Below are 11,433 nucleotides of genomic sequence, written 5' to 3' on the forward strand. Positions count from 1 at the left end.
AACGGAACTTTCCTTTATATTTTACTGTCTAAGAAATAAATTCATGATTCAGACAGTCAAATATCTTGTGTATAAAACAGTGTGTTCAAGTTCTATCATAACTATTTGAAAAATAAAGAATAAATTTATCAACACAGAAAGATCAACTTATATATGAAAATTAAATCTTTAATCAATGGATTTATTTTAACTAGCTGAATATACGGGAAATAAATCAGTTATAAATAATCTGTAATTTATGTGTCTATCTGTTCTTTAATTTAAAATAAACTATTAAATCAAATAGATATATAATTTTTGATATTCACAACCGGATGTGGATATTTTTTTTGATGATGCATATAATGAATGTATTCGCCAATTACCTTATTTTTCTTTTTACTGTCCGAATAGTGATGAATGGTAATTTAGTAAGCTAAGCAAATATAATATTTATTTATTGTTTATTTAAAAAAGGTGAAAATTAAATTTAAAATATATTTCTATAATTTTAATTTAAATTAAACAGTTAGAAAGTAAAATTCTAAACACAAAATAATAATTAATATTAATCTATTAAAAGATGCCCCATATTTTAAAGCGTTATATAGACGTATTATATTTATTAAATTGAATATAATTAATATTAATAAAAATACAACTGATTAATCTCAAGCAAACATGAAAAAAATAAAAATAATTTATTACTTAAATAAATAAGTTAACAATACAGAATTAAACCATGCGTTAATTTATTTGATGAAAAAAGTGCCAGTTTAAAAAACATTAAATTTTCCAAAAAGAAACTTCTGGAAATTACTTTGTTTTGTAGGATGAAATTGTCGGTGAGATCCTGCTTTTACTTTTGTAAGAAAATAAAAATGAAAATTTTCTAAGCAGGTTTTGAAAATATCTTTAGATTGGGCAAGACGGTAAAAAAATAGGGTCTTATTAGCTCTCTCTTTCTAACAAGACCCTTTTAAGAATTAGTATCCTTTGTCCAGATACTTTTACAACCAATCAGGAGAATTGAAAGGATAAATATCCTTTCAAACGTTATTTTTGCCCTTTCCTCTTTTTCTATCAAGAACAACTTAAGCCTATAATAGTTAACAAAATTGTTAATTATGAGATTTTTGTTGATTGATGTTCAGAGTACTTTTATTAAAAAATAAAGAGTTAAGTTTATTCAGACGACTATCATCCGTTTCATATTGTTTTTCTTTTTGAATATTTTTTTACACTTAAGGCGTATTTTATGAATAGCGCTCATGACTTAGACACTTGGCGTTTATTTTTTCAGGTGGTCAACTTAGGCTCTGTCTCTAAGGCTGCTCAATCTCTTCATCAAGAAACCTCAGCTATCTCAAGAAAATTAAACAAATTAGAGAAAGATTTAGGTACAGAATTGTTCACAAAGGACGGCCGCAAACTTAAACTCACTTCTGCAGGTTTTGTCGCTTTTTCCAGAATGCGAAGAATTGTCCTGGATGCAGGCTGTCTAATCAACGACCTCTCCCAAGGCCAGGAGAACCTTGAACAACTTATCACTATTGCTGCACCAATAGGGATAAGTGAAAAGCTTCTGCCCATCTGTTTACTGGAGTACATGAAGATCGAGCCTTCTACAAGATTTTCCTGCCGCTCAATGAGTTATGTGGAACTTTTCAGTACTGAAACTTTCCAAGGTTATGACATCATTCTAAGTACGAGCCCTATTACGACAGCCACTAATACCACTATGCTGCTTGGCGGCATCAAGCATATTATGACTGCTTCCACAGAATTTCTTCGTGGTGAAAATGTCTCAATAAAAAGACCTGAGGATTTGAACAACTATCCCCTATTCTCCTTTTACTCTAGAAACAGAGAAAGAAATACTCATCTAAAAAAAGGCTCTGAAACTTATCACCTTAATCTGGATGCTTGCTGCCGCTTCAACCATCCGGGTGCCATTAAAACGGCAGTATTAGATAATTATGGCGTCGGTGTTTATTGCCCTTATTACTTCTATGCGTCAGAGATAAAGAACGGCCAAGTCCAACAGGTTTTGCCCGATTGGACCATGCCGCTTCAACAAGTATATTTAAATAAAAAACATACTCAAAGGGCTTATGTAAATGACTTTATTAACTGGTTCTTTCAAAGATTTATAAACTTTGAGGGAATTATTTCTCCGATGTCCAACGGCTTTTGGATGTCTGATTTTTCTGCTAATTTGGTGCATTTGTGAAAGAAATAGACAGTCTTGTTCTCCTCTCAGAAAAAACAAGCTTTCAGTCTTATCTAGAGGCAGAACTCAGTAAGAAATTTAAAGTCCATCACTTTGGAAAATCAGACATTTCTGTGGTTGGATTCAGTAATTTCATTAGCGTTTTGGCTTTGCTTCACCCTTGCTGCATCATCAATCTCCTTTCATCTTATGAAGGACTGAATGACAACAATTTTGGACCATACGTTCAAAGAGCTTTAATTGGAACGGAAGCTCTCTATTTGGAAGTTAGACCTTTAAATTACGAGTGTTTAACCGCCAAATTTCCTCAGAAGCCTTATTCCACCTTAGTTCGAACGCTTTTTATTGAGTTGGGATTAGTACATTCATTTAGAACAAAGAACTTAATCACGGATTTTTTAGAAAAAGTTAAAGACAGAAGAAAAATCACTCTTAAAGAAGAGTCGAACTTACCTCTAATTTCTGAAAGAATGGCTGCTAAATATTTAAGTCTTTTTCTCAATAAAGCTTTTCTAAAACAAGATTTAAACGGAACCTACCAGTTATGTGAGAATGGTTTTCCGCACTTATCGGAAGTAGTCGAAGAAGCCTTAAAAACAGCTTCGGTCATTGCTCCGGATAACTACAAGGCTAAGTTAGTTTTTAGTCCGGAAGAACCTTCTAAGGCGCCCTATTCGTTTGATAATACGCAATTTCAAATGGATTCCGAATTGATTCTCGGCGATTGGCGAGATGGTGTAATTGAGACCGCATCCGGATGGGTTTCAGAACATGTTAATTAGAAGTTAGTATTTTTTTAACTATTGAAAAAGGCGGAGAATTCTTCACTCTCCGCCTCTTCCTATTCACTCACTCAGGAATTAAGCTTTTTTGCCCATTACGTTTCGGCCTGCAACGTAGCCGGAAGTATGTGCGAAACCGCAAGCATTACCGCCGCAGTAGAAGGCTCCATGGACACCGGCAACTGTTTCACCGGCTGCATAGAAGTGGTTAACCGGCTTCAGATCCCAACCGAGAACCTGGAGATCTTCGTTAACTCGAACACCACCGCAAGAGAGGTTGTTCCAAGGTTCCATCTTGATCATGTACCAAGGACCTTGGCTCAGTTTCCACTGCTGATCTGTGCGTCCGAACTGTGTATCATTCTTGGTTTCAACAGCCTTATTCCATTGGTCAAGCTGTTTCTTCAAGCCTTCAAGATTGACGCCGGATTTCTTGCTGAGTTCTTCCAAAGTATCGCACTTCCAAAGGTTTTCGCCCTTAGCAAATTCGGAGTTGACTCTTTCAGCAGGCCAGCTTGGAAGACCGATAAGAGCACCGAGTTTAATCTTGCTTAATGTGCGATCCCATCCAGCCTGGTCTGTCAAGACATAGTGGCATCCTTCAGGTTGGAAAGCCAAATGCGGTGTAACGTGGCAGATACCTTCTTTTTCTGTAATGAAGCGCTGTCCGTTCTTGTTAACCAAGATTCCGCCGTTGTTGGTGATAAACCACCAGCGGCAGTATGGGCCGTTACGTCCGTTGATGACGATACCGCATGGGTAGGAAGCGATGTATTGCATATGAGAAAGAGGTACGCCAACGTCACGGACGGCGATTCTCATTGCTGTACCATCGTTCTTCGGACCGCCGATAGCTACACCCTTACCTGCTACGCTCGGGACCCAGGAGTCTAAGGATTCAGGAGTACCGGTAATACCGCCTGTTGCCATAATGACGCCCTTGTTTGCCTTAACGTTCTTAGCCTTGTCTCCTTCTCCAACCTGTACGCCGAGAACTGTATTAGTTTCCGGATCAAAGTAGAAGCGTGTGACTCCCATTCCGTGATTAATCTTGATACCGCGTTGGTCTAAAAGCTTAACCAAAACTTCGATGTAGTCACGGCCTTTGAAAGAGTCCTGTCTGTGGGCTCTCAGACGAGAATGACCTGCATACGGTTCCAGATGGTGTTTTGCCAGACCGTTGTCAGCCAAGAAGTCAAACGCTTTGCCGGAATTCTTTGCGAAACAGTAAACCGGTTCTTTTAAGCTCATGTAGTTGCCATAAGCCATAATGTCTTCGGCAAATTGCTGCCAAGAGTCTTTTTTGCCTTCCGGGTCAGCATTCTGGAGCTTGGAACCCCAAGCTGTGAACAAGCCGCCGCAAAGATTTGTAGCTGTATGGAATGGAGACTTACCTGCGTCATATACGGCGACTTTACCGCCGGCGTCATGAGCCTGGCAGGCGGCCATCATGCCTGCACCGCCGCAGCCTAATACGACTACGTCAACTTCGTCATCCCATTTTGCAGGGGCGGAAGAATTTGAAGAAGCGGCAAATGCCGGTGCTGCAACTGCTGAGGCTCCTGCTGCTGCAGCGGCGCCTAAGAAAGAACGACGGGAAATATTCTTTGACATGACTTATTCTCCTTTCATCTTGATATCGAAAGTGTGGCAATCATTGCATTCGAGGCGTGGTTTGCCTTTGACGCTGTGGCAGTTAGTGCAGTTTTGTTCGCCACGGTGAGAAGAATGAGGATTAGGATTCAATTTAGCTGTTTTTTGAGCAACTGCATCGTAAGACTGATGGCACATCAAGCAGTCTTTTGTCTGAGCATTTTCAGGAAGATTAGCATGCATCGGGGAGTTTTTCAGCTGAGCCTGTACTGAAAAACTGATGGTGGCTGCGCAAAGAGTAAGGGCAGCTATTTTAAGTAAGCGGGAAAATTGCATTTATTTTTCTCCTTGGTAGGGATTGAGGATTTAAGTTGTTTTAAATCCGTTAAGTGAAATTTAAGGCAAGTCCGAAGTTCGGCATACCTACCAAAGGACATCAGTAGTTCTACTTATTATTGCAAATCCCTAAATAATCTAATTTATTCAATTAGTTATATTAAATAAATCCATGCAATACATATTGAATTTTTGCCTAAGTGAATCTTTTATAAACCTTGAAGAAGAAATCCTAGATTTTCTTTCTGCTGACAAAATGAGAAATTTCGGAATTCAATAGATTTGAGAAGAAGCTTTTTCCATCCAATAAAAAAGCTCGGCGATTAACCGAGCCTTCAAGGATTAATTCTTACTATTTTCTTAAAGTCAGTTTGACACCGGCAAGAAGCGAGGAAGCCAAAACTGCTTTGATCATGTCCGGTGCGAAGAAAGGAAGCAACCCGACTGCAAAGGCTTTCTCGGAGCCGGTTAAAAGCATGAGCCACAAACCGCCGAAAATAACAATGAAGATGTTAGATAAGAACTGAGCGATTGTACTTTTGACAATATTCTCTCCTGTCCATCCTTTTTTCGCTAAAAGTCCGGTAATTAATGCACCGAAAGGAAATGCGATTAAATAGCCACCAGTTGGACCTACTAAGGCAGCAGGACCGGACAAAGGCGTAGCAAAAATCGGCAAACCGCCCAAACCAGCCAATACAAAAGCCAAAACGGTTAAAAAGCCCTTGCGTGCGCCGAGAACCGCGCCGATTAAACCAATCGCGCAAGTTTGCATTGTTAACGGAACAGGTCCAATCTGAACAGACATTTTGCTTGCAGCTACTAATGCAATAAAGGCTGCGGAACATGTCAAAATGGTTTTTAGTGAAGGGACAGTGACTCCCCATGTTTGAGTGTTAGCCATTCATTTCTCCTTAAATAGACGCAGAAAATAATAACGGCTTTTCATGGTCGTTTTTCTTCTTTGAATCCTCTTCTTTTCCTAGATACGTCCTGAACCAGAGGGACTTAAGAACAGATCAAGAAAGATATTTTGAAATGGCCCGAGATAATGAAAGTTAGGTGAGCGGCAAGCTACGTGAGCTTATTAATCAATATGTAACTGGATGTGACTTTGAATAAAACCTATTCCAGACACAGTTTCCTTCTTTGTTACAAAATGACCGTTTTTGAGGTCGTTACCGTGCAAAGAAATAACGATAATAGGACGAAAAAAGAGGAAGAAATAAATGAAAAATTTAACCTATTCAGGATTCCTTCGGTCGGAAGAAAAGTTCTATTCGACAGGCGAAGAATGGGCTAACGCCATTACCCACGCCTTGGCAACTGTGGCAGCTATCGTCGGACTGGTGTTCCTGACGATCTATGCTACTGACTCTCATTCTCCACTAGTCGTTACGACCGTCACTATTTTCGGATCTTCTTTAATACTGCTTTATTTAGCAAGTACTTTGTATCACGCAATACCATTTCCAAGAGCAAAAAGAATATTTCAATTGTTTGACCATTCGGCGATCTTTCTTTTGATTGCCGGAAGCTATACCCCTTTTACCTTAAATGTTCTGAACAATTGGATTGGCTACACCGTTTGCGCGGCTGTTTGGACCATCGCTATTTTCGGCATTGTCTTTCAACCCTGGCTCATAAAGATGAGCGATAAATGGAATACTTGTCTTTATTTGCTCCAAGGCTGGTGCATCCTTTTTGCGGCCAAACCAATGTTTGATGCAATGCCGTTTACCGGCCTAGTATTGCTTGTTGCAGGAGGCCTGCTTTATTCTCTAGGCACAATCTTTTTTAACTGGCAGCGTCTTCCCTATCACCATGCTATTTGGCACATGTTTGTTTTAGGAGGAAGTCTGACTCATTATTTTGCCGTTATGTATACATTCTAGATAGACAGTAGACAGCTTCAAACTATCTCTCAAAGCAAACATATTTCAAAAAGGACCGTTCAATCTCCGGTCCTTTGTCTTAACTTGGGTAACAAGCGAGGCAAAGGACTGCTATAAAAGTCCACAGTTTCTAAACTTACAGTTAGCATAAAAAAATTCTAAAAAGGCTAACTATGCGGAATCCTTTGCTCTCACTTTTATTTTTATCTTGTTTTGTATTTTCAGTTTCGCATGCTTCCACGGGTGATGAAGCTATTGCTAAGCATCGGGAGGGAAAATTTGAAGAGGCAGAACAAATTGCCAAGCAAGCTTGTGAAAATAATGACGCCAAAGGATGTTTTTACCTCGGCTTCAAGCTCCAGCAGGAATCAAAGCCGGAAGAATCCAATAAATATTATGAAAAGGCCTGCGGATTGAATTTTGCCGTAGGCTGTTTGTCTTTAGCCAATAATTACCGTCAAGGTATAGGCGTTAACCGTGATCCTGAGGTAAGTATCCGGTTTTATCAAAGAGCCTGCAACCTTGGCGAAACATTAGCCTGCAGTCATCTTAGAAAGTAGGAAATAAATATGTTAAAGAAAAAAATCCTCTATACGTCACTCCTTTTATGCGCCTTCTCCCTTACTGCTTCGGCTTCTCAGGTTTATCTTGATGAATTTCAAGCTTTAGGCACTAATATCACTAGTCAAGTTAAAGCAGATACCGAGGAAAAAGCACAATTTTGTCAAAAGGTTATTAAAGACGAAACCCTCCGTCTCGAACAGCTTTTGTCGGCTTATATCCCCACCAGTGACATTTCAAAATTAGGAACTTCAGATGGCAACTGGGTAGAAGTGAGCCCGGATACTGTAGAGATTCTGGATTTAACGAAGGATATCTGTGAAATAACTGACGGTGCTCTGGATCCTACGGTAGGAACCTTGGTTAAATTGTGGAGTGTCGACCATCCAAATCACCGCGTCCCTTCTCCTCAAGAAATTGAGGAGGCCCTTAAAAAAGTAGACTATAAGCAAATCCAAACAAAGAAAGAAGGCGATAAATATTATGCCAAAATCGGAAAAGGCCAGGAAATTACTTTAGGGGCTACCGGGAAAGGTTTTATCGCTGACAAGATTGCTCAGAAACTTCGTGCCAATGAATGCAATAATGTTTTGGTAAGTCTTGGCGGCAACATTATCACCCTAGGCACAAACGGCAGAGGCGACCCATGGTTCATCGGAATACAAGAACCGGATCTTAAGAGAGGCAGAAACTTTGCAGCGGTTCCCTCCAAGGATGAATCTGTTGTAACCAGCGGGGATTGTGAAAAGTTCTTTATTAAAGATGGAAAAAAATATCACCATATTTTGAACCCGAAAACAGGTGAACCGGTTCCGGCTACCCTTTCCTCCGTTACTATCATTAATAGAAATTCCGGCTATGCAGACGGACTTTGCACTGCGTTATTTGTGATGGGCTGGGACGGTGCATTGAAATTTCTAGTCGAACATCCCGAATTAAAGGCAGTCCTTATCGATGAGAAACTTGAACATGCTGCAGCAACAGATAACCTCAAAGGAGATTTGTATGTGATTGAGCCCTTGTATCAAGTTGGTTTTATACGTAAAGAATAATCTGCCGGATTCTAAAAAGCTTTTTATATTTCAGGAACACTATTAATCGGTGTTCCTTTTGTTTTACAAAAAGAGCTAATCACGGATTGTTGACCTCCTTCCTTCAGAGCCAAAGAAAACCTCCTGAGAGGAAAACATCAGGAGGTATTTAGTTGCTGTAATTAATTTAATTACTTTTTAGCTGTGGGCTGCTGACTTGCTGCAGATGTTGCAGCCGCAGCCTGTTTAGAAGCAGGAACCGGAGCTGCTGCAGGTTTGACAGTTGGAGCGGGAGCCGGAGCAGCTGCCTGTGTCATAGGTGCCGTAGATGCCGAGCTGGTTGCTGCCGCTACAGGAGCAGGCGCTTGAGGCTGTTTTACGTTAAAGCCTTCTTTAGTCTTTTCGTAAAGTTCCTTAGCAATCTTCTGAACATCTTGAGACTGATTTACATTCGGCTGCTGATTGCTGCTGGCAGCACTTGTACTGTTAGGAGTCCAAGGCTGGGCGTCTTTTTTGAGCTGTTCAGGAGTTAAATTCTGCGGAGGCATCGGACTTGCGCTTGTGGAAGCAGAAACCGGGAATACCCAAGCTTCGTCAAGCGGAGGATATGCATTATTTGTCTTTATGTATTCATCAACCTGCTTGTAATCGTGGCCGACGTCTTTATGGCAAGACAGACAATCTAATGTCTGATCTTTATAAAGAGCATGCCATGCCCCGATAGACGGATTCGTCTTGTCATACATCAAAGATAAATCATGACAACCGCGGCAAGTATGGAAATTGTTGCCTTTAAACCAGCCGATTTCTTGTTGTTCAACTTCCGGTCGCTGTTGAAGCCATGTCATCGGAGTGTCGAAACGGCCAATAACTTGACCGAATCCGCTGTGAGAAGCTGCAACCACCTTATGGCCTAAAAGACTTATATAGCCTAATGGACCAAGAACCGGTTCTGAGGCATTGTACAAGTGACAATCGGAACACCCGGCAGTAACACCGGAGGGATTTCGGCCGTGTGCGCCCTGTTTCCATGCATACGCCACGCCATTCATAGTGTGGCAGAATGTTCCACAGAATTTGTCAGAGCCGGCCCAATTAACACCGCTTACCAGGCCACAAACGGCAAGAATACCTGCTAGGAAGCTGCCGCAAACTACCCAGAACATAAACCATTTTGATCTTTCTGCCATTTTATTCCTCCTCTAGAGGCCCACTGGCTAGAGCCTCTTAGAAGATTATTAATAGAGCTTAAATTAAATCAGGCAAGAGACTTAGAATGTTGTTGCCATTCCAAACACTGTTGTAAAGCCGTCCAAGTTGCTATGCTTGAGAGCTTTACCGCCTTGACCGTAGTTAACACTACCGTAGAGAAGAGTTCTCTTGGAGAGCGGATAGGTGTAACCGGAACCAATGGACCATGCTTGGTATTTATCGCTGTCGTTAAGAATCTTACCTTTCACTCCATTAAGCTGAAGCATTAAAGTACCGCCTGCAACCGGAGTTGCGACAGAAACAGAAGCTGCGTTTTGACGAACACCTTTTGTCGGAATTTCTGCTGCTGGCTTTGTTGCCGTGCTGGATGCATCAACGAGGTGAATCATGTTGTAGTTAGGCATTCTTGTACCATGATTTACAAACTGATAGGCACCGTACAGAGTAAATGCTCCGAAGTCATAAGAAGCACCGGCGGTGTAATACTGAGTTTTGTCCAGCTTAGCCGGAGAGCCGTCTGCCAATTTGGTTCCCTTATGGTCTTCTAATTCAAACATGAAGTTGGAATTGAATGCGCCGACGTCATAGGTCAATCCTAAGCCATAGTAGTGGCTGTTCTTAGACCATTCTTTATCGTCACCGTCTATACCATTGGAGTACATGGCTGTGAATTGCAACCCATTGTATTTTTGTGTACGGTAGGCGATGGAATTGTCTAACCACCCGGTTGTCAGGAACACGCCGGCTAAGTTACCGATGGCGGTGAAACCTGTACCAATGGCACTGCCTCCGAGCATACTGTAATCACCGTCGCCGGAAGACAAGCCGGCTTGGTGACCGAATGTCAATCTACCCCAGCCGCCTTGCAAACCTAAGAATGCTTGGTTATTGAAGGCACCTCCTCCGACTCCTTCACCATTGTCAAGCTTAAAGGCTTGCTGCAATGTGAAGATAGCCGCATTGCCGCCGCCTAGATCTTCAACACCTTTAATACCCCAGCTTGTCCAGTACCAGTTGCCGCTGGACATCTTAACTGTTGTGTCTTTGCCTCTTAATTTTTCGATTGTGACGCCGCCGTCTAATTCACCGAACAAGGTGATAGAGCTGCTTGTAGCGTCCATAGGAATCTGTGCGATAGCGGAACTAGCGTGGCTGGTATTGCTTGTTTCAGTAGAACTTGTTGAAGCAAATGCAACGCCGCGGCCTCTCTTTGTCGGACCAGAACGATACTGTACGCTTGGTGTGGCAGAAGCAGAGGATGCAGAAGCGGAAGGTTGCGAAGCACTGCTGGTGCTGTCGGCACTATTGGCTGCGAATGCCGGAGTTAATGAAAGTGCGATCGCAGTCACCAAAAGTTTATATCCCGTCATGATCTCTCTCCAATGGAAATTAGATTTAACTAAACGTTCGAAATATTTAGAAATATCTCTAAACAACTGAGGTCAGTTTATATTCGGGAAAACCTTTACCTATAAAGTAGAACCCAAACAGAGACAAGTCTTAACTAGATTAATTAAGGGTTTTTACCTGAATTTTGAATAAATTGTTTAAAATAAACAGCTTTTTTAGGGGAGAGAAAATCTTTAAGATTTCTATATAACTATTTAATTTTAAATAATATTTTAAAAATATAAAGTATTGTTATATACAATGGTTATAAAAGAATAACTTAAAATTAAATAACCCTACAAAACCCAAGATGGGTTATTGGAAAGAGAGAAGAATATGTCTTATTTGCGGAAAAGCAACAAGTTTAAAAAAAATGTGATTCAAAAAAACTACATATTCATGAAAAAAACAACATTTTTGTT

At 40.7% G+C, this 11,433-nt stretch carries 10 protein-coding genes; 5 read left to right on the forward strand and 5 right to left on the reverse strand.

Annotated features, from left to right (window positions below; genetic code table 11):
* Positions 1-1,237 precede the first annotated feature (1,237 nt).
* Together RDK53_RS11625 and RDK53_RS11630 are read left to right on the forward strand one after the other, a co-directional pair.
* Complete coding sequence (locus RDK53_RS11625) at positions 1,238-2,212, forward strand: LysR family transcriptional regulator (protein ID WP_308515055.1); 975 nt, start codon at positions 1,238-1,240, stop codon at positions 2,210-2,212.
* Positions 2,209-2,994, forward strand: a complete 786-nt coding sequence (locus RDK53_RS11630) for a hypothetical protein (protein WP_308515057.1) — start codon at positions 2,209-2,211, stop codon at positions 2,992-2,994. Before RDK53_RS11625 ends, RDK53_RS11630 begins: the two co-directional genes overlap by 4 nt.
* 78 nt (positions 2,995-3,072) lie before the next feature.
* Here RDK53_RS11630 and RDK53_RS11635 read toward each other — a convergent pair whose 3' ends face one another.
* From RDK53_RS11635 to RDK53_RS11645, 3 genes are all read right to left on the reverse strand, one after another.
* The gene (locus RDK53_RS11635) at positions 3,073-4,608 is read right to left on the reverse strand and encodes an FAD-dependent oxidoreductase (protein WP_277037927.1); all 1,536 of its coding nucleotides are present in this window, start codon (positions 4,606-4,608) and stop codon (positions 3,073-3,075) included.
* Between the two features lie 3 nt (positions 4,609-4,611).
* A complete protein-coding gene (locus RDK53_RS11640) occupies positions 4,612-4,923 on the reverse strand; it encodes a cytochrome c3 family protein (RefSeq protein WP_308515060.1) in 312 nt (103 codons plus the stop codon).
* 352 nt (positions 4,924-5,275) lie between these two features.
* Entirely contained in the window at positions 5,276-5,827 is a 552-nt protein-coding gene (locus RDK53_RS11645; RefSeq protein WP_308515062.1) for a biotin transporter BioY, read from the reverse strand.
* 325 nt (positions 5,828-6,152) lie between these two features.
* Between RDK53_RS11645 and RDK53_RS11650 the strand changes: the two genes are divergently transcribed.
* The 3 genes from RDK53_RS11650 (at position 6,153) to RDK53_RS11660 (ending at position 8,431) form a co-directional block, all read left to right on the forward strand.
* A complete protein-coding gene (locus RDK53_RS11650) occupies positions 6,153-6,818 on the forward strand; it encodes a hemolysin III family protein (RefSeq protein ID WP_308515064.1) in 666 nt (221 codons plus the stop codon).
* A gap of 173 nt (positions 6,819-6,991) precedes the next feature.
* On the forward strand, positions 6,992-7,378 hold the full coding sequence (locus RDK53_RS11655; protein WP_308515066.1) for a hypothetical protein: 387 nt from the start codon (positions 6,992-6,994) through the stop codon (positions 7,376-7,378).
* A gap of 9 nt (positions 7,379-7,387) precedes the next feature.
* Positions 7,388-8,431, forward strand: a complete 1,044-nt coding sequence (locus RDK53_RS11660) for an FAD:protein FMN transferase (protein ID WP_308515068.1) — start codon at positions 7,388-7,390, stop codon at positions 8,429-8,431.
* Positions 8,432-8,601: 170 nt separating this feature from the next.
* Here the strand turns inward: RDK53_RS11660 and RDK53_RS11665 are convergent, their stop codons facing one another.
* Together RDK53_RS11665 and RDK53_RS11670 are read right to left on the reverse strand one after the other, a co-directional pair.
* The gene (locus tag RDK53_RS11665) at positions 8,602-9,600 is read right to left on the reverse strand and encodes a NapC/NirT family cytochrome c (protein WP_308515070.1); all 999 of its coding nucleotides are present in this window, start codon (positions 9,598-9,600) and stop codon (positions 8,602-8,604) included.
* An 81-nt stretch (positions 9,601-9,681) separates the two neighbouring features.
* Positions 9,682-10,992, reverse strand: a complete 1,311-nt coding sequence (locus RDK53_RS11670; RefSeq protein ID WP_308515072.1) for a porin — start codon at positions 10,990-10,992, stop codon at positions 9,682-9,684.
* Positions 10,993-11,433: the final 441 nt, after the last annotated feature.

The sequence above is a fragment of the uncultured Turicimonas sp. genome (assembly GCF_902477955.1).
Taxonomy (GTDB): domain Bacteria; phylum Pseudomonadota; class Gammaproteobacteria; order Burkholderiales; family Burkholderiaceae_F; genus Turicimonas.

What these genes read in the sequence shown, in the direction of transcription:
- RDK53_RS11625 (WP_308515055.1), top strand. Translation starts at nt 1,238, where the DNA reads ATGAATAGCGCTCATGACTTAGACACTTGGCGTTTATTTTTTCAGGTG.
- RDK53_RS11635 (WP_277037927.1), bottom strand. Translation starts at nt 4,608, where the DNA reads ATGTCAAAGAATATTTCCCGTCGTTCTTTCTTAGGCGCCGCTGCAGCA.
- RDK53_RS11640 (WP_308515060.1), bottom strand. Translation starts at nt 4,923, where the DNA reads ATGCAATTTTCCCGCTTACTTAAAATAGCTGCCCTTACTCTTTGCGCA.
- RDK53_RS11645 (WP_308515062.1), bottom strand. Translation starts at nt 5,827, where the DNA reads ATGGCTAACACTCAAACATGGGGAGTCACTGTCCCTTCACTAAAAACC.
- RDK53_RS11650 (WP_308515064.1), top strand. Translation starts at nt 6,153, where the DNA reads ATGAAAAATTTAACCTATTCAGGATTCCTTCGGTCGGAAGAAAAGTTC.
- RDK53_RS11655 (WP_308515066.1), top strand. Translation starts at nt 6,992, where the DNA reads ATGCGGAATCCTTTGCTCTCACTTTTATTTTTATCTTGTTTTGTATTT.
- RDK53_RS11660 (WP_308515068.1), top strand. Translation starts at nt 7,388, where the DNA reads ATGTTAAAGAAAAAAATCCTCTATACGTCACTCCTTTTATGCGCCTTC.
- RDK53_RS11665 (WP_308515070.1), bottom strand. Translation starts at nt 9,600, where the DNA reads ATGGCAGAAAGATCAAAATGGTTTATGTTCTGGGTAGTTTGCGGCAGC.
- RDK53_RS11670 (WP_308515072.1), bottom strand. Translation starts at nt 10,992, where the DNA reads ATGACGGGATATAAACTTTTGGTGACTGCGATCGCACTTTCATTAACT.